Source organism: Flavobacterium hibernum (assembly GCF_000832125.1).
Classification (GTDB): Bacteria; Bacteroidota; Bacteroidia; order Flavobacteriales; family Flavobacteriaceae; genus Flavobacterium; species Flavobacterium hibernum.
Genome location: NZ_JPRK01000017.1, coordinates 18,348 through 39,961, shown reverse-complemented (window position 1 = coordinate 39,961; position 21,614 = coordinate 18,348). Strand labels below are relative to the sequence as shown.

Sequence of the window (21,614 nt, the reverse complement as noted above, 5' to 3'; positions counted from 1 at the left end):
AGAATTCTTAACCTTGTAAAACCAAAACCAAGACAATGATTACAAAAAAAATTGGCATACTCCTTATTCTTTTTTTAGCATCATTAACATCATTTTCACAAGAAAAATTTACTTTAAGTGGCACGATAACCGATTTTAAAAATAACGAAACCCTAATAGGCGTAAACATTTATATTTCTAACCTAAAAATAGGAACCACAACTAACGAATATGGTTTTTATTCCCTGACAATTCCTAAAGGCGAGCATCAAATCGAGATTAGTTATTTAGGCTATCAAACACTTCAAAAAACAATTACATTAAATCAAAATACAAAAAGTAATTTCTCCATAAACGAAAGCGGCGAAGAACTTCAAGAAGTTGTAATTACAGATAACAAAGGCAAGATCAACATCAAATCGCCAGAAATGAGTACCAATAAACTTTCTATTGCTACTATAAAAAAAATGCCTGTTGTTATGGGCGAAGTCGATGTTCTAAAATCCATTTTATTACTTCCGGGTGTTACAAACGCTGGAGAAGGTGCTTCTGGATTTAATGTTCGCGGTGGCGGTGCCGATCAGAATTTGATTTTATTAGACGAAGCCACCATTTTTAATTCGTCGCATGTATTTGGTTTTTTCTCCGTTTTTAATCCTGATGCGATAAAAGATTTAAAACTATATAAAGGTGGAATTCCTGCTCGATATGGCGGAAGAGCTTCATCGGTTTTAGATATTTATCAGAAAGACGGAAACAGCAAAGAATTTCATATGAATGGCGGAATTGGTTTAATTTCGAGCCGACTTCTTGCCGAAGGTCCTTTGGTAAAAGATAAAGGTTCTTTTCTTATTGGAGGAAGAGCTTCATATGCGCATTTGTTTCTAAAACTATCCGAAAAACAAAAAGACAACTCGGCCTATTTTTACGATTTAAATACCAAATTAAGTTACAAGCTAAACGACAATAACAGCTTGTACTTATCTGGTTATTTTGGTCGTGATGTATTTAGCTTAAACAAAAGTTTCACGAATATCTACGGAAACTCAACTTTAAATTTGCGTTGGAATCATTTATATTCTGATAAGTTATTTGCAAATTTATCCTTGATTTATAGCGATTACTATTACGGTCTAGACTTAGATTTTGTAGGTTTCAAATGGGATTCTGGAATTAAAAACTACAATATCAAATACGATTTCAAGAATTACATCTCAGATAAATTCAAATTAAATTATGGTCTAAGCGGAATTTACTACGAATTTAATCCTGGAACTATAAAACCAAGCAACGATACATCAGGAATCAATCCGGATCAATTAGACAAAAAATATGCTTTTGAACCCTCTCTTTATTTAGATGCCGAAAATCAAATTTCTAAAAAAATTACGATCGCTTACGGATTGCGTTACAGTTTATTTTATCGTTTAGGCGCGTCGACAATCAATTATTACGACAATAACGAACCCGTTATTTTTAATACCGACATGCAGATTTATGAAAAAGGCACACCAACCTCAACTAAATATTTTAGCAAAAACAAAGTCATTCAGAATTACAATAATTTCGAACCTCGCCTTTCCCTTTCTTATCAAATAAATGATGATCAATCGGTTAAAGCAAGTTATAACCGCATGGCACAATATCTTCAATTGATATCTAATACCTCATCGCCTACTCCACTCGATGTTTGGATGCCAAGTGATAATTACATCAAACCTCAAATTGCAGATCAGGTCGCGTTGGGTTATTTTAGAAATATTAATAGTGGAGCATATTCTGTAGAAGTTGAGGCATATTACAAAAAAATCAAAAACAGATTGGATTATATCGATGGCGCAGATTTGATTGCCAACGACGCCATCGAACAAGTAATTTTAAACGGCCGAATGCGTGCTTATGGTTTAGAATTTATGCTGAAGAAAAATGAAGGCAAACTTAATGGATGGATTTCTTATACTTTATCAAAATCGCAACAACAAACTCCAGGTAGAACTCCTGAAGAAACAGGTATCAATAACGGACAATGGTATAGCTCTGCTTACGACAAAACGCATAATTTAGCCATTACATCCGCATACAACTTAAACGAAAAATGGTCTTTTGGTGCTAACTTTGCGTTACAATCCGGTCAACCTGTTACATACCCAAATGGTCAATACCAATATCTAGGAATTACAGTTCCCAGTTATGGTTTACGAAACGAAAACCGCTTGCCAGCTTATCATCATTTAGATGTTTCAGCAACGCTGACCCCTAGAAGTAATAAAGACAGAAAATGGAAAGCCGAATGGGTTTTTAGTATTTATAATTTATACAATCGTCATAACGCAGCTTCGATAAACTTTCGACAAAATATTGACACTGGTGTAAACGAAGCGGTACAAACTTCGATTTTTGGAATCGTACCGGCAGTTAGTTATAATTTCAAATTTTAAAACCAATTCTGTAAAAAGAAAAAAAGATATACCATGAAAAAAGTAACCTTACTAATCGTACTTTTTATATCGATTTTCTTTGCAAGTTGCGAAGAAGTTGTTGATGTAAATTTAGACACAGCGCCACCAAAATTGGTAATCGAAGCATCTATAAACTGGCTGAAAGGAACAACCGGAAAACAGCAAACCATAAAATTAACCACAACAACAGGCTATTTTCAAAACGTAATTCCTACCGTTTCCGGTGCAACCGTTTATGTAAAAAACAGTCAAAACGAACAATTTAATTTTAAAGAAGTTACAAAAACAGGTCGCTACGTTTGCACCACCTTTAAACCTGTCCTTAACGAAACATATACTTTGACAGTTATTAGCAATGGAAATACTTATACCGCAAGCGAAACAATGCAATCTGTCGCCCCAATAACACATATAGAACAAAATAATAACGGAGGAATTACAGGAACTGACATCGAAGTTCGTGCTTATTTTAATGATCCGCCAGATGCAGATAATTTTTACTTGTATAAATATATGTATTCCAATAAAATAACATCAACGTACTATGTTGGCGAAGATAAATTCTTTCAGGGAAACGAATATTTTAGTCAAACAGATGATGATGATTTAAAGGCTGGCGACGAAATCGAAATAACGCATTATGGTATTTCAAAACAATACTACAACTACATGAGTATCTTAGTTAGCATTGCAGGAAGTAATGCTGGCGGACCCTTTCAGTCACCACCGGCGACTGTAAAAGGAAATGTGATCAATACAACAGATAAAGCCAATTATCCACTTGGCTATTTTTCGCTTAGCGAAACAGACTCTAAAAAATACAAAATTCAATAACAAGAATAATGGAAGCTAGAATTGAAATTCTAAAAGAAAAAAAACTAATTGGTAAACATATAGATATGTCGTTTATCGAAAATAAAACCTTTCAGTTATGGAACGGTTTTATGCCCAGACGCAAAGAAATCAACAATACAATCGATACAAATTTATATTCGCTTGAAGTTTTTCCTCTAAATCATTTCGACAATTTTGATCCCAACAATAATTTTCAAAAATGGGCCGCAGTCGAAGTTTCTAATTTTGACGATATTCCGTTAGATATGGAAACGTTAAAAATTCCAGCAGGATTGTATGCCGTATTTATTCATAAAGGCCCAGCAACCGAAGCACATACAACTTACCACTCTATTTTTGTAGAATGGTTGCCAAATTCAGAATATACTGTAGACGAAAGACCTCATTTTGCTGTAATGGGAGATCAATACAAAAAAGATGATCCTAATTCTCAAGAAGAAATCTGGATTCCAATAACAAGTAAAGTTTAGAGCCATGTTAATCGAAACGCTAAAATCCCTTTTTAATCGCGATCTCAATAAACTAAAAGTTGAAATCGAGTTGTATGAAAACGAAAATCAAATTTGGTTAATCGACAAAAACATTTCCAATTCTACAGGAAATCTTTGCCTACACCTCATCGGAAACATAAATACCTATATTGGTACCGAACTTGGAAAAACAGGATATATTCGAGATCGTCCTTTAGAGTTTTCTTTAAAAGATATTCCAAGATCAGAATTAATCAGTAAAATAAACAATACTATTTTAGTCGTAAACAACACACTTGATACGTTGACTGAAAATGATCTACAAGCCATTTATCCGCAAATTGTTTTCGAAAAAGAAATGACAACAGGTTTCTTTTTGGTTCATCTTGCTACACATTTGGCGTATCATTTAGGACAAATAAATTATCATAGAAGGTTACTTTAGTTTTTAGTCACAGTATTCTGTCGCAGTTTTCAGTAAATACTGAGACTGTAAACTTTTCTCAAAACGCTCAACATATGTAAATGTTTAGAAATTAGAATTAAGCGAATTTTGCCCGCAAGTAATTCAAAATTTCAACAACATGAAACATTTTATTTTTAGCTTATTGTCCATTTATGCATTTACTGCAGAGGCGCAAACCTTCAAAAATCCATCTTCGTTGTTCGATCCAACTCCGTATGGTTTTAGCCATGCTTCATCAGTTTTTACACCTGGACAATTTGTTTACATTTCCGGACAAAGTGGTGGTCTAGGAAAAGAACATACTTTAAGCAACAGCTTTAGAGAACAAACTCAAATAGTTCTAAAAAACATCGTGACAGTTCTCGATAGCTATAATCTAAAGCCGGAAAACATTATGAAAATAACCATTCTAATTGTAGATCATTCGCCCGAAAAACTAAAAATATGGAATGAAGAAATTAGAAAAATATGGCAAAACAAACCATTCCCCGCAAGCACCTTAATACCCGTACCCAAATTAGCTATTGAAGGAATGCAAATTGAAGTTGATGCTATGGCTTTTAAGGCAATGAAATAGTTTTTACTTTACCATTAAGAAAGAAAGACAAAACTTAATTTTTCTTAATTTCTTAATGGTAAAAACCTTTTAATTCAAAACCTATAACTTTTGTACATTTGCAACACATTCAAAAAAAAAGTAGTATGTCATCACACCATATAGTTCGCGACGATCAGGAACCCGCTTTAATTATTGCTAACGGAGCTGCCTGCAATCCAGAATTATTAGGACAATTGCTCGAATGGTCGCCGCTGGTTATTGTACTAGATTCTGCAATGGAAAGAGTTGTAGAATTAGGAATTAAAGTTGATGTACTCTTAGGAGATTTTGATCGTGGTTTTGATCCTGAAATTTACAAAACATCACAATATCCTATCGAAATCGTCCATACGCCAGACCAAAACAAAACCGACTTAGAGAAAGCTTTTGATTATTTAATCGATCGAAAAATGCCTGCCGTAAATGTCGTTTGGGCAACCGGAAAGCGTGCAGATCATACTATTACAAACCTTACCAGTTTAGTACAATATCGCAATTTGCTTAAAATTGTTATTCTCGACGATCATTCAAAAATTTTCTTATTACCCAACAAATTCGAGAAATGGTACACCGCAGAAACCCCCATTTCATTAATTCCAATTGGTGTTGTAAACGGAATTTATTCCAGTAATTTAAAATACGAATTACAGGATGATACGCTCACAATGGGTTATAGAACAGGAAGCAGTAATTCTGTAGAAAAAGATGGAATTGTAAAAATAACACATCATGAAGGCGATCTTCTTTTAATGGAATGTTTTGATTAGAAGCTATTTCCTGCTGTCCGCTATATCTTTTTCCGGCTGACAGCAGCCAGAAAAAGGATATCGCTTCCATCAGGGCTAGACCAACCTTTTTCATCAAAAAATCTTTCTAAAAAATCACCTTTAAACACCTATAAGAAACTCAAAAACCAAAGCATGAAAACAAAATTAATCTTAGTATTATTCCTTATTATAAACTACTCTTTTGCACAAAATAAAACTTTTAAAGACAACCAGTTTAATTGGACAATGAATGTTCCTGAGGGATGTACTATAATTAAACCTAAAGCTTGGTTAAAAGAAAAAAACAAAGAAAATACAGCTAAAGGATACGAAATAGAAAATGAAGACAATTCGAAAATAATAGTTGTAATGAGTTTTGACAGTTTAAATTATTTTGTGGCTTATCGAGATTTCGATCTAAAAAAGTCAAGTGCATTTCTTAATTTAAAGAAAAACATGAAAGAAATTCATTCGAAAGGACAAAAAATAACAGGAAATAATTCTAATGAAAAAGTCAAAATAGCAAATTTAGAATTCAACAAAGTCAAATTCGATTATAATTTTCCAGACAAGTCTTATATATGTACCGAAGTTTATGGTGCATTTATTAATCAGAAAGTTTTCACTGTATATGTGCAATATAGTGACAAGCAAAAAGGTGCTCAATTAATAGAAAACTTAGAAAAATCAACATTTCAATAAATAATAAACATAGAAATTGATTTTCAAAACCACGACAGAATTGATCTTGAAATCAAATGTGAATTTTACAAAAAAGGAATGACTATCTTTGCACGGAAATTTACAAAATGAAAGCAACAGACAATTCCGAAAAAAACAACTTACATCCTCGAAACCTACATCGTTCACGTTATGATTTCGAGCTTCTTATCGCGAATTGTCCTGAACTAAAATCGCATGTTGCAGTAAATATTCACGGAATTGAAACGATTGATTTCAGCAATCCCTTGGCAGTAAAAGCGCTTAACAAAGCATTATTGCAAACCTATTACGACATACAAAACTGGGATATTCCAAAAAATTATCTCTGTCCGCCAATTCCCGGAAGAACAGACTACATTCATTACCTAGCCGATTTATTAGCTGAAACCAACAATGGAGTTATTCCAAGAGGATCATCAGTTTTAGGTTTGGATATAGGGACAGGCGCCAATTGCATTTACCCTATTCTAGGACATGCCATTTACGACTGGAGTTTTGTTGGAACCGATATTGACGAAAAAGCGATCGAAAATTGCAGTAAAATTATCGAAGCCAATCCAAAATTAATTGATGCTATCAGCTTACAACAACAAACTGAATCTCGATTCATCTTCAAAAACATCATAACGCCCGAAGATCGTTTTACCTTTACAATGTGTAATCCACCATTTCATTCTTCAGCCGAAGATGCAAATCAAAGTACAGTACGTAAAGTTTCGAACTTAACAAAAGAAAGAAAAAAAACAAATCCGGTTTTGAACTTTGGTGGTCACAATGCCGAATTATGGTGCGATGGCGGCGAAATTGGTTTTGTAACACAAATGATTTACGAAAGTGCAAAATATGCCATGCAATGTTTATGGTTTACCACTTTAGTTTCAAAAAGAGATAATCTTTCGAGCATCTACAAAACTTTAAATAAAGTAAATGCCTCTTCGATTAAAACAATCGATATGGCGCAAGGCCAAAAAACAAGCCGTATCGTTGCCTGGACATTTTTAACGGATGAGCAACAACAAAAATGGACTATCTAAAATTCTGATTTTCAGTACAAAAAATTGATTTTATTATTTGTTTTTGGTAAATTTACTTTAAAGCAATTCATTTAAAATCATGGCAGAATATATTGGTTACCTCGCATCATTTTTTATTGTGGGCGGTTTTTTACTCAAAGACCTCAAAACAATCCGTTTTATAAATATGTTTGGCTGTATCTGTTTCGTCATTTACGGTATCTTTTTAAAAGATTACAGAGATGTAAACCAATGGCTTTTACCCGTTATAATTCCAAATGCCATTTTAGCATTAGTGCAAGTATATCATCTTACAGTAAAAAGTAAAACCGTATAATTCTGATACTTTAAAATAAAATTCTGATACATTTTCGGTCCGCAATTTCCGTACCTTTAATGTAAATTGAATTTTATGACTATGCGAAAATTACTATTCCAATTTTCTCTTTTATTCTTGTTTGTTAGTTGTGCTACATCTAAAAAAGCAAAATTTGACGATTATGTTTTTAAAACAAAATCCGAAAAACAAACTTATATAAATTCGTACGACAAAGCTTTAAAACTCTGGGATATTCCATATTCCGAAGAGAACATAAAAACCACTTTCGGAACGGCTCATATAACCTTTGCCGGTCCAAAAAATGGAAAAAACCTAATTTTGCTCCACGGAATGGACGCCAGCTCAACAATGTGGTATCCGAACATTAAAGCATTAGCCAAAAATCATCGCATATACGCGATCGATTTTATTATGGAACCCGGAAAATCGACTTTAACTTCAAAACCGCTTTCATCAGACGAAATTGTGCTTTTTTACAATGAAATTTTTGATCATTATAAATTAAAGAAATTTGATCTTGTGGGCGCTTCACGCGGAGGCTGGATCGCTACTTTACTGGCAACTCAAAAAGGAAATTCTGTAGACAAAATAGTTTTATTAAGTCCGGCGCAAACCTTAAAATTTATTGACAAACCACGAAAAACATCATCAGCACTGCTTCTAAAACTTTTTCCGAGTGAAAAGAAATTCAGCAAAACATTAAAAACATTTTCTACTCATCCTGAAAAAATTAGTCCCATTTATAACCGACAATTTTATTTGGCCAATAAATATGCTAAATCAAATTCGAGCATGCTAAAAATGACTCCTTTCTCTAATGATGAATTAAAATCAATCAAAAATCCAGTTCTAGTTTTAATAGGCGATCAAGATGTTATCAATTCAGAAGAAAGCTTAGAACGAGCAAAAAAATATTTAATCAACAGTAAGACCGAAACTATAAAAGACGCAGGACATTTTTTAACAATCGATCAATCTAAAATTGTAAATGACGCGATGATTGATTTTTTAGAATAGTTACAATATAAATAGTGGAGCTTCTCGTGTGATTTCTCCTCCGTCGAAATGACAAGATTACGTGTTCAAGCATTGGGGCTTTCTAGAACTAATTTTAAAATTTGTGTAATTCGTGGCAACCCTTTTTTATAGAAATCAAACTTTGTATCTTTACAAAACTAATTTTTTAGCATCTTAAAATGAATTTCCAAGTATCCTCAGAATATAGTCCAAAAGGAGATCAGCCACAAGCTATTGAAAAACTTTCGCAAGGCATTGTCGATGGCGAAAAATATCAAACTTTATTAGGAGTTACAGGATCTGGAAAAACATTTACAGTTGCCAATGTGATACAAGAAGTGCAAAAACCTACTTTGGTTTTGGCACACAACAAAACTTTGGCCGCTCAGTTATACTCTGAGTTCAAACAGTTTTTTCCAAACAATGCAGTAGAGTATTTTGTTTCCTACTACGATTATTATCAACCCGAAGCTTTTATGCCAGTAACAGGGGTTTTCATCGAAAAAGATTTATCTATCAATGAAGAGCTCGAAAAAATGCGTTTAAGCACTACTTCTTCCCTACTTTCTGGACGACGAGATATTTTAGTCGTTGCTTCGGTTTCGTGTTTATATGGTATTGGAAATCCTGTTGAATTTCAAAAAAACGTAATTGAAATTTCAAGAGATCAGGTAATTTCAAGAACAAAGTTATTACACAGTTTAGTACAAAGTTTATACGCGAGAACTGAAGCCGATTTTACTCCGGGAACTTTTAGAATAAAAGGCGATACTGTCGAAGTATATCCAAGTTATGCAGATGACGCTTTTAGAATTCACTTTTTTGGAGATGAAATCGAAGAAATAGAATCCTTTGACGCTAAGACTTCGCAAGTCATTGAAAAATTTAAACGATTGACCATTTATCCTGCCAATATGTTTGTGACTTCTCCAGATGTACTACAAGGTGCTATTTGGGAAATTCAACAGGATTTAGTCAAACAAGTAGATTATTTTAAAGAAATTGGTAAACATCTTGAAGCCAAACGTCTTGAAGAACGTACTAATTTCGATTTAGAAATGATTCGGGAATTAGGATATTGTTCGGGAATCGAAAACTATTCGAGATATCTTGACGGAAGAGAAGCCGGAACAAGACCATTTTGCTTATTAGATTACTTCCCTGACGATTATTTAATGGTAGTCGACGAAAGTCACGTTACCATTTCGCAAGTTCACGCCATGTATGGAGGTGACAGAAGCCGAAAAGAAAATCTGGTAGAATATGGTTTCCGTTTACCAGCTGCAATGGACAACAGACCTTTGAAATTTGAAGAATTTGAAGCCATGCAAAATCAGGTAATCTATGTATCTGCAACACCTGCCGATTATGAATTGCAAAAAACAGATGGTATTTATGTTGAGCAGGTTATTCGTCCAACAGGATTATTAGATCCAATTATAGAAATAAGACCAAGTTTAAATCAAATAGACGATTTAATCGAAGAAATTCATGTTCGTTGCGAACTCGACGAAAGAGTTTTAGTCACCACTTTGACCAAAAGAATGGCCGAAGAATTGGCGAAATATTTAGCCAAAGTAAACATACGTTGTCGTTATATTCACTCAGATGTGGATACTCTCGAACGCATTGAAATCATGCAGGATTTACGAAAAGGTATTTTTGATGTTTTAATTGGCGTTAACTTACTTCGTGAAGGTCTTGATTTACCCGAAGTTTCGCTTGTTGCAATTCTGGATGCTGATAAAGAAGGTTTCCTTAGAAGCCACAGATCTTTAACACAAACTATTGGTCGTGCAGCAAGAAACTTAAACGGAAAAGCCATAATGTATGCCGATAAAATTACAGCAAGTATGCAAAAAACGATCGACGAAACCACTTATCGCCGTACCAAACAGATTAACTATAATACGGAACACGGAATTACACCTCAAGCTTTAAATAAAAAGATTGATAGCGCTTTTACCAAAAATCCATTGGTTGAATATGAATTAGGTCATACATTATCAGTCGCAGCCGAACCAGAAACAGCTTATTTATCTAAACCAGAATTAGAAAAAATGATTCGCGAAAAACGTAAATCTATGGAAAAAGCCGCCAAAGAATTAGACTTTTTACAAGCTGCAAAATTACGTGATGATATTAAAAAACTACAAGAGCAATTGGCTTAAAAAAAATACAACTATCTAATTATTAATTATTTAAAATTATTTTATACATTTACGCGTCCATAATCTACTAGCATTTTAGTCTTACTTCCAATCTAGATAAATTATGAATACTAAATTTACTTTGGCTATTGCTTCCCTGTTAGGTTCAGTAGTATATAATTTTGGGCAAACCAAACCACAGCCTGCATTAGAAAAAATTGTTGTCGATGAATATTTTGGAGAAAAGATAGAAGATCCTTATCGTTATCTTGAAGACTTAAAAGACCCAAATGTGGTTAATTGGATGAAATCCAATTCAACCTATGCCAGAGAAAAACTAAATGAAATTAGTGAACGCAAAAACCTCGTTAAAAAACTTCAAGAATTAGACGCAAGGAAAGAAAGCACAATCACTGAACTTCAAATTACAGAAAACAATAACTATTTCTACTTAAAGCGTAATGCCAACGAAGAAAACAGTAAATTATACCATCGGGTTGGATATAAAGGCGCTGAAAAATTACTTTTTGATCCGGAAACGTATAAAAAATCAGCCGGAGTAAATTACAATATAAGTTCTTTAATGCCCAATGAAAAAGGAGATAAAGTAGCACTCGAAATTTCTCCAAGCGGTTCAGAAAGTGCCGAATTACTTATTGTAAGCAGCGACGGAAAATTATATCCAGAAGTATTTGACAGATGTTGGTATAGCAGTCCGTCATGGCTTCCAGATGGAAATTCATTTACATACACAAGATTAAACTCGTCCAATGTTACCGATCCAAACCGATTATTAAACAGTAAGGTCTACTATCATAAATTAGAAACTGATCCTAATAAAGACATCGAATTTTTTTCGAATATTACTAATCCCGAACTTAATATTGGTGCCGAAGAATTTCCTGTAAATGTTTATCATAAAAATTCGAATAAAAACTACGGACTTGTCCTGACGGTTGACAATAGAATTAAATTGTATACTACAGATTTTAAAGACAATTATGCTCCTGCAAAATGGAAAATGTTAGTCGATAAAAATGACGAAGTCACTAATTATCTCGTAGATAAAGAATTCATTTATTATCTCACTTTTAAAAATGCTTCCAATTTTAAAATTCTTAAATCGCTTATTTCAAGTCCCGAAATAAAAAATGCCATTACAATTGTAGACGAACCTCAAAACGGAAGCATCACAAATTTCACATTAACAAAAGATGGTTTGTATTATTCGCTTACAGAAAACGGTGTTCAGGCAAAAGTTTACTTTCTGGGAAAAGGAAAACCTAAACCAATTGAACTAAAGTTGCCATTTCAAGCTGGTTCAGTTTCTTTTTTGACTATAAACGAAAACAAAAGCGATATATGGATGACATTCTCTGGTTGGACTTCTCCAATGAAACGCTATTTATACAATCCAACTACCAATAAATTCACTTTTCAGCCTTTAACAAAACAAATCGAATATCCTGAATTTAAAAATATTATATCTAAAGAAATTACAATTGCCTCGCACGACGGAGTTAAGGTTCCTGTTTCTATTATTTATGATAAAAACATAAAATTTAATGGCAATAATCCTGTTTTAATGATGGGATATGGCGCTTACGGGGTATCAATGGAACCACGTTTTAGTTCTGGCTTTATATTACCATATTGTGCCTACGGGGGGATTTATGTAATTACACATGTTAGAGGTGGCGGTGAATTAGGAGAAGCGTGGCACAAAGCAGGTTTTAAAACCACCAAACCCAATACTTGGAAAGATCTAATTGCAACTGCCGAATATTTAATTAAGGAAAAATATACATCACCAAAAAAAATTGCAATATGGAGCGCAAGTGCAGGTGGAATTTTAATTGGTAGAGCAATTACTGAAAGACCTGATTTATTTGCTGCTGCAATTCCAGAAGTTGGTGCGTTTAATACTATTCGGTCAGAAACATCGCCAAATGGCCCTGCCAATATTCCAGAATTTGGAACGGTAAAAGATCCTGTAGAATTTAAAGCGCTGCTAGAAATGGATTCCTATCATCATATTAAAAAGGGAACTTCTTATCCTGCAACATTAATCACGGCAGGAATGAATGATCCGCGTGTGATTGCATGGGAACCGTCAAAATTTGCAGCTTCACTCCAAAACGCAAATGCATCCGGCAATCCTATACTTTTCTTTACTGATTTTGAAGCGGGTCACGGAATGGGCGACAGCGCAACAAAAATAATCGAAAAATCGAGCGATGTTATCAGTTTTGCTTACGCTCATACCGGTCATCCAAAGTTTCAATCATCAAAAAAATAAATCAAAATTTAAAAACCTGTACAGTTAATACCGTTTTAAATTAATTATGTTGTTCCTGAAATACTTTCAATAGTATTTTAGGATCAATCATAGCGTTTGGCGCTTTTTCCATTAAATCCAAAACACGTTTTACAGCCGTTGGATTCAATCCCATTTCAATTGCAATTTGCTGAATTCCCTTTGCTTCTTTTTCATGCAAAACTCCATCGCAATACATAATCAAAGCCAATCTATAAAATTGCTGAATGCGTTGAAATTCCGATTTTATAGCTACAGGCGTGTGTTCCTGATGAAACAAATCCTTAAAAACAGCATATTCAATATTTAATTCCTGAGCAACCAACCACAAAAAATCATATTCTCTTTTATGCAATTGCCCGTCAACGGTAGAAAAAGCAATCATTTCTAAAAGTAAACTTCTCTTTTCGGCCTCGGTATTCATCAATTTATTATTTTTAGCTAAAATATTGTTTTTAAAACTAAAACGCAAAGAAACTCATGATTAGAGGCTTTTTCTTCTTTATACTTTTATCGTTAACCTCTATTATGTATGCGCAAGAAAGTACCGCATCCAAAAACGTATCTACTTTTACGATTGAAGCGCCTCAACTCAAAACCACAAAAAAAATCTGGATTTATCTTCCTCAAAATTATTCCACATCTGTTCAAAAAAAATACAGTGTTATTTATATGCACGATGCTCAAAATTTGTTTGACAAAAAAACGTCGTACGCAGGAGAATGGAATGTTGATGAAAAACTGGACAGCTTAAAAGCTCAAGTAATTGTTGTGGGCATCGAAAACGGAAATGACAAACGTACAGAGGAATTAACACCTTTTAAAAATGAAAAATATGGAGGCGGAAATGCGGATAATTACCTCGATTTTATTGTGAAAAAATTAAAACCTTATATTGACAAAAATTACAGAACCAAAACAAAAGCTAAAAACACCATTATTATGGGAAGTTCGCTTGGCGGATTAGTCTCGTATTATGCGATTTTAAAATATCCCGAAACGTTTGGAAAAGCTGGTGTTTTTTCACCCTCATTCTGGTTTTCAAATGATATTTATACCTTAACAGAACAAGCTCCTAAAATTAAAACTAAAATTTATTTTTTATGTGGAGACAAAGAAAGTGATGATATGGTAAACGATTTGAAAAAAATGGAACGTTTATTGGACAAAAACCGATGTTATTGTCTGCATCTCAACAAAACAAAAATCGTAAAAGGCGGAGAACACAATGAAAAATTATGGCGAGATAATTTTGTAAATGCGATTCTTTGGCTTGGTTATTAAAATAAAAAAACAATCATACAATCATGAAACTAATTTTAAGAGAATACAACTTAAAACTAAAACACACTTTTACGATTTCAAGAGAATCAATTGATTTTCAACCCTCTTTGATTGTCGAGTTACAAAGTGATGGATATTCCGGTTTTGGAGAAGCAACTTCAAATCCGTACTACAAAACGACTGTCCCGATGATGATGAAGGATTTAGAAAGATTGAGAAGCGCAATTGAAGCTTCAGAAAATGAAACTCCTGACGTTTTTTGGGCAAAAATTTACCCATTTTTAAAACACGATATGTTTGCTTTATGCGCTTTAGATTTAGCTTATAATGATTTATATGCGCGTAAAAAAGGCAAAAAATTATACGAATTATGGAATTATACTACCGAGAAAAATCCGCTTACAGACTATACGATTGGAATTGCATCTATAGAAAAAATGGTTTCAAAAATGCAGGAACTTCCATGGCCTATTTATAAAATTAAATTAGGAACCAAAGAAGACATTGCCATTGTAAAAGAGCTTCGTAAACATACTGACGCTATTTTTAGAATTGACGCCAACTGTGGTTGGGGTGTCGAAGAAACCATTAATAATGCCATTGAATTAAAAAAACTAGGCGTTGAATTTCTGGAACAACCTATGAAAGCAGACAATTGGGAAGCGCACAAAGAAGTTTTCAAACATTCAGTTTTACCCATAATTGCCGATGAAAGTTGCATTATCGAAGAAGATGTTTCTAGATGCCATAATCATTTTCATGGTGTAAATGTAAAATTGGTAAAATGCGGTGGTTTAACTCCCGGAAAACGTATGATTGAAGAAGCTAAAAAATTAGGTTTAAAAACAATGGTTGGTTGTATGACAGAATCTACTGTTGGAATATCGGCAATTGCACATTTATTACCTCAATTAGATTATGTCGATATGGATGGCGCATTGCTTCTGGCCGAAGATATTGCTACTGGTGTTACCATAGAAAATGGTGTTGTTCATTATTCTGATCTAAATGGAACTGGCGTAACCTTATTATAACTGTTATGGATGTTAATCAATTTCCGGATAGAATTATTGAAATAGATCGCGAAGAATATCTTTATTTTGGCGGAACTGCTTATTTGGGTTTACCAACCAATAAAGCTTTTCAGGAATTGGTTATTGCAAATATTCGTAAATGGGGTACAAATTACGGAAGTTCAAGAAGTGCCAATATACAACTAGCTGCTTATAAAAATGGGGAAACTTTTTTAGCCAAACATATTGAAGCAGAATCCGCAGTTACAGTTTCGTCAGGAATGTTGGCCGGAAAATTAGTCCTTGAAGAATTAAAAAAACAAACCGATTCTTTCTTTCATTTTCCAGACAATCACACTGCAATTCAGGTGCAAGATAGCTTCCCTATTTTTGTAAAGAATGAAATTAATCCCAGATTATTAGATCCTAAATCAGAGAAAATCACCATTTTGACTGATGCCGTTTCTGGTTTTCAAACCAGTGCAATTGATTTATCAATATTCAATAAAATTCCAAATCATAAAGAAATCACACTTTTAATTGATGAATCGCATTCTCTTGGAATTTTAGGTAAAAATGGTCGCGGAATTTACGCTGATGTTAACCTTCCTATTCAACGAAAAATCATGGTTTCCTCATTAGGAAAAGCTTTTGGTTTGAGTGGCGGAGTTATTGCAAGTGACGCTTCTTTCATCAATCAAATAAAAACTCAAAATATTTTTGTTTCTGCTGCCGGAATGAATCCAGCATTTGTTCAAACTCTAGCCGATGCCGAAACTCTTTACAAAATTCAAAATCAAAAATTACTTGATAATTTAAACTATATTGATCAAAAACTAATCAAACACGATTCTATAAAATTCAATAAAACTTATCCACTAATTTATTTAACAGATGATCGTATTATTGAAATTCTAAAATCGAATAAAATAATTATTGCAAGTTTTAAATATCAGCAAAACGCTGGTAATCTAAATCGAATTGTGGTTACAGCGAATCATCTTCCCGAAGATTTAGATAAGTTGGTAACCGTTTTAAATGATTATAGTTGAGGGAAAAAGCAACAAAAGTTTACCACGAATTTCAAGAATTTTCAAGAATTAAATTTTGAACGTACTGTAATTAGTGAGAATTCGTGTAATTCTTGGCAAAAAAACTACGCCCACTTCAATAAATCGCAATCAAATTACTTTAAAAACGTACCTTTGTAAAAAATTAAACGATGACGAACAACGATATCCTAAAAAAACTTCGCGTGGCTTTGATGCTCCGTGACGACCAAATAGTTGAGATTTTAGAATTAGTAGATTTTAGAATTTCAAAATCTGAATTGGGAGCTTTTTTTAGAGCCGAAGATCATGAAAATTACATGGAATGCGGCGATCAGGTTTTACGTAATTTCTTAAACGGATTAGTAATTCATTTAAGAGGAACAAAAGAAAACCCGAAAAATCCTAATGACGTTTTAGCGAAACATAAAGCTGAAATCCCTAAGAAAGATACAAAAGACAGACCTGAGTTTAAAGCAAGTCCAAAAGATGCTGAAAAAGGAAGAGGCGACAAAGCTCCTTCTAAATCTGGACCAGCTGCTAAAAAACCTTTTAAGAAAAACAACACCAAAACTGCACCTAAAGTACAGGTTGTAGAAAAAGTGGTTTACAAAAACGGTAAAAACAAAAAGTAGTTACTATTTATTTAACCACAAAGTTCGCAAAGGTTTACGCAAGGTTCGCATTTTTTTTAGCCACAGATTGCAAGGATTAGAGCGATTTTAATTTTACTAATTCGTGAATTCGTGGCGAACTTAAATACAGAGTTCGCAAAGCTTTATCAACATAGCTTTGCGAACTTTGCGTTTTTATTTAAATCTATATAAAAAAATATTTGCACACTTTGCGGTTAAAAATCACCCCAAACCCAAATTTTATATCTTATTCTGATCAATTCTCTCGAAAAAAGGATCTTTAAAAGTCGCTCCAATTGGCAATTCTTTTGAATTGATAAAAACCGAAAAACTGTCAGTAGATTCAATTTGCTTTAGGGCAACGACAAAAGATTTATGTATTTGAATAAAATCTTTATCCGGCAATGATTCAATTACATTCTTTAAAGATGAATGTGTAATAATTTGCTGTTTCAAAGTATGAACACAAACATAATTCTGAAGACTTTCTAAGTACAAAATCTCATTTAAAAATAACTTCTGAAATTTATTTTTACCATCTGTTTTAATAAAAATAAACTCGTTTACCGATTGGTTCGTAACTTCAACTTTTGCTTCTGATTTCAATTTAGAAACTGCCTGATAAAATCGTTCAAAAGCGATAGGCTTCAATAAATAATCGATCGCATTTAACTCAAAACCTTCTAAAGCAAAATCAGGATATGCAGTGGTAAAAATTACTTTGGTATCTTTTGAAATAATTTTAGACAACTGTAAGCCTGTCAATTGAGGCATTTGAATATCTAAAAAAACAACATCAATAGGGTGTGAATTTAAAAACTCCAATGCTTTTAGGGAATCATTAAAAACACCAGCATTTTCCAAAAAAGAAACTTTTCCAATATAATTTTCTAAAATTCGCGTTGCTGGCGGTTCATCATCAACAATGATACATCTAAAGTTCATATTATTTTTTTAGTGGTATTTTTAAGTATGTTTTAAAGGTATTATTTTCTGTTGTTTTTTCAAGTACAAATTTATCTTTATATGTGTACTCTAAACGTTTAGTCAGATTCTCGAAACCAATTCCTGTCGATGAGTAATTCTCCCCTTCTACACTATAATTAAAGGTTGAAACTTCCAGATTATTTTCTTTTATTTTGATTAAAATATTAGCTCTTTCATCAGGATTATTCAATTTTCCATGTTTAAAAACATTTTCTATAAAATGAACTAATGCCGACGAAATAATTCTCTCGGAATTATAATTTCCTTCGACTATAAAATCCAAATAAAGCTGATCTTCAAAACGTTTTTTCTGCATATGTATATAATTTTGAATGAACTGAATTTCTTTAGAAAGTAGCGCCTCGTCTTTTTCTGTTTCAGTAATCACATAACGAAGCAAATCTGAAAGTACTAAAATATCTGAAGCCATTTCGTCATCTTTCAAGATTAACTGACTGTAAAATGAATTTAATGTATTGAACAAAAAATGTGGACTAACTTGAGATTTCAGCATCTGAAATTCTGCTCTCTTATTTTCCAAAAGCAATTCCCGATTTTGTTGTTGCGTTTCCTGAGAATGAAAAAACAAGTAACTAAAAGCACTTAAAATTACTGCCGGTAATCCGAAGAAAAAGTTATCCCGAATATAATATCCCATTTCACGTGTTTCTTCACCATAATTATGAATTCCGGTAATTTCATACACAACTACTTCCTGCAAAAAATAACGGACTCCCGCAAAAAAAAGTAACGAAACAGGAATGCTCAAAAAATACAACAAAATCCTTTTTTTGTTCAAGAACCAATCGCAAAAAAAATAGAAGTTTAAAAGATAAACGATAAAAACTGACAGGACAAAACCAGCATTAAAAAAGAAATACTTATTGCTAAAAACAGAATCCAATTTTCGATTACTTACTCCAATATCCCAAAGATAAAAGGTGAAAAATAATCCTAAAAAAAGAAGAATATGATAATAAAAGGGAATTTTTAGCTTCATAATAATGTAGTTGTACTTTCAAAAATACAACTATGACTTTACATGAATACTATATTTATATAAAACCCTTATTTTCTGTGATGAACGATCAAAAACAGTACAGCAAATTTTTCAATCAAGAATTTTGAGTGTTTATAATATGGTTATTGGTGTTTGTCAAAAATTGAAAAAGTACTTTAATTCCTCAGATACATTTGCAATGAATTTAAAACAAAAAATCATCATGCAAAAAATTATTCTATTACTAGTACTAACCACATTTAACTTGACATTTGCTCAACAAAAAAAGAAACAAATACTATTATTTGGAAGTTTTCACTTTGAAAATCCGGGACTTGACGTTGCTAAAGTAAATACTTTCAATGTTATGACAGACAAGAGCCAAAAGGAGTTAGAAAACATTACCGATAAAATTAAAAAATTTGGTCCTGATAAAATTTTCGTAGAATGGAATTATCAAAAACAAGCCAAACTAGATCAATTTTTTGCTAAAAACACTGATAGTTTGCTTAAGAATGATTCAGATGAAAGAGTACAAGTAGCTCTAAGATCCGCTAAAAAATTAGGTCATAAAAAATTATATGCAATTGATTACAACGAAACTGATTTTCCATATGATAGTTTGGTTAAAGAAATGAAAGTTGCTAATCAGCTTGATCTAATCAAGAAGAATGAAGAAACCATGAAAAATTACGAAACAGATTTCAACGCAAAAATTACAAAGTATTCTTTGACCCAATTACTTTTGGATGTTAATAAACCAGATCTTAGTTGGTATCTTCAAACGGCAATAAAAGGTGGTAAAACAGATAATTTTGTGGGTGCATTTTTAGTTTCAGAATGGTATCGAAGAAATCTTTATATGTATGCTTTGATTACAAAACTTACAGAAAGTAAAGATGATAAAATAATGGTTTTATTAGGCGCAGGTCATACGGAAATCATTAGAGAATTTGTAGAACATAATCCTGACTTTGAAATTGTAGAATTAGCATCAGTTTTAAAATAGTGAGATAATTAAACCGTAAAGTTTTTTTTTAGCCACGAATTCACGAATTATTTTTAATCTCAAAAGATTATTAAGCTAATTCGTGAATTCGTTGCTATTTCAAAAATATAGCTTTGCGAACTTTGCGTTTGTCTTTAACAATCTTCAACAAAAAACTTTTACACCAGGTAGTTATTAGGATTACGGTTAAATTAACTCCAAAAAAAAAAATCCCTCCGAATGATCGAAGGGATTTTCTATATATAATTTAAATCTTATTTGATTAAGATAATGCAGCTTTAACTTGGTCAGCAGCTTCTTGAAATTGAGTAGCTGATAAAATTGGCATACCTGAATTGTCAATTAATTCTTTTGCAATTTCAGCATTTGTTCCTTGCAAACGAACGATGATTGGCACATTGATAGCGTCTCCCATGTTTTTATAAGCATCAACAACACCTTGAGCAACACGGTCACAACGAACGATTCCTCCGAAGATGTTAATTAAAATAGCTTTTACGTTTGGATCTTTTAAGATAATTCTGAAAGCAGTTTCAACACGTTTAGCATCTGCAGTTCCACCAACGTCTAAGAAGTTAGCAGGCTCAAAACCAGCATATTTAATTAAATCCATAGTTGCCATTGCAAGACCTGCTCCGTTTACCATACATCCTACAGTACCGTCAAGATCTACATAGTTCAATCCTACTTCTTTAGCTTCTACCTCGATTGGATTCTCCTCACGGATATCTCTCATCTCAGCATATTTTGGTTGTCTGTATAAAGCGTTATCATCGATATTTACTTTAGCATCAACAGCCATAATTTTATTGTCTGAAGTTTTCAAAACCGGGTTGATTTCAAACATAGAAGCATCAGAACCAATGTAAGCATTGTAAAGTGCGTCGATGAATTTCACCATTTCTTTGAAAGCATTTCCAGAAAGACCTAAGTTAAAAGCAATTCTTCTTGCTTGAAAACCTTGCAATCCAACAGAAGGATCTACCTCTTCAGTAAAAATTAAGTGTGGAGTATGCTCAGCAACTTCTTCAATATCCATTCCACCTTCAGTAGAATACATAATCATGTTGCGTCCTGTAGCTCTATTCAATAAAACAGAAACATAAAATTCAGAAGTTTCACTTTCACCAGGATAGTAAACATCTTCAGCAACTAAAATCTTGTTTACTTTTTTACCTTCAGCAGAAGTTTGAGGTGTAATCAATTGCATTCCGATGATTTGTCCTGCAATTTCTTCAACTTGTTGCAAGTTTTTAGCCAACTTAACTCCACCACCTTTTCCACGTCCACCTGCGTGAATTTGTGCTTTTATCACATGCCATCCTGTACCAGTTTCGGCAGTTAATTGTTTTGCAGCAGCCACAGCTTCAACCGCATTATTAGCCACAATTCCGCGTTGAATGCGTACTCCGTAGCTAGCTAAAATTTCTTTTCCTTGATATTCGTGTATGTTCATAATATAGAATTTGTCTGGTTCTGAATT

21 protein-coding genes are annotated in these 21,614 nt (G+C 33.0%); 17 read left to right on the top strand and 4 right to left on the bottom strand.

Features of this window, described 5'->3' with window-relative positions; all coding sequences use genetic code 11:
• Positions 1-35: 35 nt before the first annotated feature.
• The 12 genes from IW18_RS18660 to IW18_RS18605 all read left to right on the top strand — a co-directional run bounded on the left by IW18_RS18660 (position 36) and on the right by IW18_RS18605 (position 13,136).
• Positions 36-2,417 (top strand): TonB-dependent receptor, encoded by a 2,382-nt coding sequence (locus tag IW18_RS18660; protein WP_041519656.1) that lies wholly within the window; start codon positions 36-38, stop codon positions 2,415-2,417.
• A 33-nt stretch (positions 2,418-2,450) separates the two neighbouring features.
• The gene (locus IW18_RS18655; protein ID WP_041519654.1) at positions 2,451-3,272 is read left to right on the top strand and encodes a DUF4249 domain-containing protein; all 822 of its coding nucleotides are present in this window, start codon (positions 2,451-2,453) and stop codon (positions 3,270-3,272) included.
• A gap of 8 nt (positions 3,273-3,280) precedes the next feature.
• The gene (locus IW18_RS18650) at positions 3,281-3,763 is read left to right on the top strand and encodes a GyrI-like domain-containing protein (RefSeq protein ID WP_041519652.1); all 483 of its coding nucleotides are present in this window, start codon (positions 3,281-3,283) and stop codon (positions 3,761-3,763) included.
• A 4-nt stretch (positions 3,764-3,767) separates the two neighbouring features.
• Complete coding sequence (locus tag IW18_RS18645; protein WP_041519650.1) at positions 3,768-4,208, top strand: DinB family protein; 441 nt, start codon at positions 3,768-3,770, stop codon at positions 4,206-4,208.
• A gap of 139 nt (positions 4,209-4,347) precedes the next feature.
• A complete protein-coding gene (locus tag IW18_RS18640; RefSeq protein WP_052480230.1) occupies positions 4,348-4,806 on the top strand; it encodes a RidA family protein in 459 nt (152 codons plus the stop codon).
• A 125-nt stretch (positions 4,807-4,931) separates the two neighbouring features.
• Positions 4,932-5,594: a thiamine diphosphokinase gene (locus tag IW18_RS18635; protein WP_041519648.1), complete on the top strand. Its 663-nt coding sequence runs from the start codon at positions 4,932-4,934 to the stop codon at positions 5,592-5,594.
• Between the two features lie 153 nt (positions 5,595-5,747).
• Positions 5,748-6,296, top strand: coding sequence for a hypothetical protein (locus tag IW18_RS18630; RefSeq protein ID WP_041519646.1), 549 nt, complete (start codon positions 5,748-5,750; stop codon positions 6,294-6,296).
• A gap of 107 nt (positions 6,297-6,403) precedes the next feature.
• Positions 6,404-7,351, top strand: a complete 948-nt coding sequence (gene rlmF, locus IW18_RS18625) for a 23S rRNA (adenine(1618)-N(6))-methyltransferase RlmF (protein WP_041519644.1) — start codon at positions 6,404-6,406, stop codon at positions 7,349-7,351.
• Positions 7,352-7,430: 79 nt separating this feature from the next.
• Positions 7,431-7,667 carry a hypothetical protein gene (locus tag IW18_RS18620; protein WP_041519642.1) on the top strand — a complete coding sequence of 79 codons (237 nt, stop codon included), beginning with the start codon at positions 7,431-7,433 and terminating at the stop codon, positions 7,665-7,667.
• A gap of 81 nt (positions 7,668-7,748) precedes the next feature.
• Positions 7,749-8,687 carry an alpha/beta fold hydrolase gene (locus tag IW18_RS18615; protein WP_041519640.1) on the top strand — a complete coding sequence of 313 codons (939 nt, stop codon included), beginning with the start codon at positions 7,749-7,751 and terminating at the stop codon, positions 8,685-8,687.
• Between the two features lie 179 nt (positions 8,688-8,866).
• Entirely contained in the window at positions 8,867-10,858 is a 1,992-nt protein-coding gene (uvrB, locus tag IW18_RS18610) for an excinuclease ABC subunit UvrB (RefSeq protein WP_041519639.1), read from the top strand.
• 103 nt (positions 10,859-10,961) lie between these two features.
• Entirely contained in the window at positions 10,962-13,136 is a 2,175-nt protein-coding gene (locus IW18_RS18605; protein WP_084607990.1) for a prolyl oligopeptidase family serine peptidase, read from the top strand.
• A 40-nt stretch (positions 13,137-13,176) separates the two neighbouring features.
• On the opposite strand, the gene IW18_RS18600 is transcribed toward IW18_RS18605, so the two are convergent.
• Positions 13,177-13,578, bottom strand: coding sequence for a hypothetical protein (locus IW18_RS18600; RefSeq protein WP_041519637.1), 402 nt, complete (start codon positions 13,576-13,578; stop codon positions 13,177-13,179).
• A 56-nt stretch (positions 13,579-13,634) separates the two neighbouring features.
• On the opposite strand from IW18_RS18600, the gene IW18_RS18595 reads away from it, so the two are divergent.
• The 4 genes from IW18_RS18595 (at position 13,635) to IW18_RS18580 (ending at position 17,135) form a co-directional block, all read left to right on the top strand.
• A complete protein-coding gene (locus IW18_RS18595; protein WP_041519635.1) occupies positions 13,635-14,438 on the top strand; it encodes an alpha/beta hydrolase in 804 nt (267 codons plus the stop codon).
• Positions 14,439-14,461: 23 nt separating this feature from the next.
• The gene (locus tag IW18_RS18590; RefSeq protein ID WP_041519634.1) at positions 14,462-15,472 is read left to right on the top strand and encodes a dipeptide epimerase; all 1,011 of its coding nucleotides are present in this window, start codon (positions 14,462-14,464) and stop codon (positions 15,470-15,472) included.
• Between the two features lie 5 nt (positions 15,473-15,477).
• Complete coding sequence (locus IW18_RS18585) at positions 15,478-16,503, top strand: aminotransferase class I/II-fold pyridoxal phosphate-dependent enzyme (RefSeq protein ID WP_041519631.1); 1,026 nt, start codon at positions 15,478-15,480, stop codon at positions 16,501-16,503.
• Positions 16,504-16,673: 170 nt separating this feature from the next.
• Positions 16,674-17,135 (top strand): DUF1456 family protein, encoded by a 462-nt coding sequence (locus tag IW18_RS18580; RefSeq protein ID WP_041519630.1) that lies wholly within the window; start codon positions 16,674-16,676, stop codon positions 17,133-17,135.
• Between the two features lie 240 nt (positions 17,136-17,375).
• Here the strand turns inward: IW18_RS18580 and IW18_RS18575 are convergent, their stop codons facing one another.
• The gene (locus IW18_RS18575) at positions 17,376-18,080 is read right to left on the bottom strand and encodes a LytR/AlgR family response regulator transcription factor (protein ID WP_041519628.1); all 705 of its coding nucleotides are present in this window, start codon (positions 18,078-18,080) and stop codon (positions 17,376-17,378) included.
• A gap of 1 nt (position 18,081) precedes the next feature.
• Positions 18,082-19,122, bottom strand: coding sequence for a sensor histidine kinase (locus IW18_RS18570; RefSeq protein ID WP_041519627.1), 1,041 nt, complete (start codon positions 19,120-19,122; stop codon positions 18,082-18,084).
• A 223-nt stretch (positions 19,123-19,345) separates the two neighbouring features.
• On the opposite strand from IW18_RS18570, the gene IW18_RS18565 reads away from it, so the two are divergent.
• On the top strand, positions 19,346-20,131 hold the full coding sequence (locus tag IW18_RS18565) for a DUF5694 domain-containing protein (protein WP_041519766.1): 786 nt from the start codon (positions 19,346-19,348) through the stop codon (positions 20,129-20,131).
• Between the two features lie 262 nt (positions 20,132-20,393).
• On the opposite strand, the gene sucC is transcribed toward IW18_RS18565, so the two are convergent.
• On the bottom strand, positions 20,394-21,587 hold the full coding sequence (sucC, locus tag IW18_RS18560; RefSeq protein WP_041519625.1) for an ADP-forming succinate--CoA ligase subunit beta: 1,194 nt from the start codon (positions 21,585-21,587) through the stop codon (positions 20,394-20,396).
• Between the last annotated feature and the right edge of the window lie 27 nt (positions 21,588-21,614).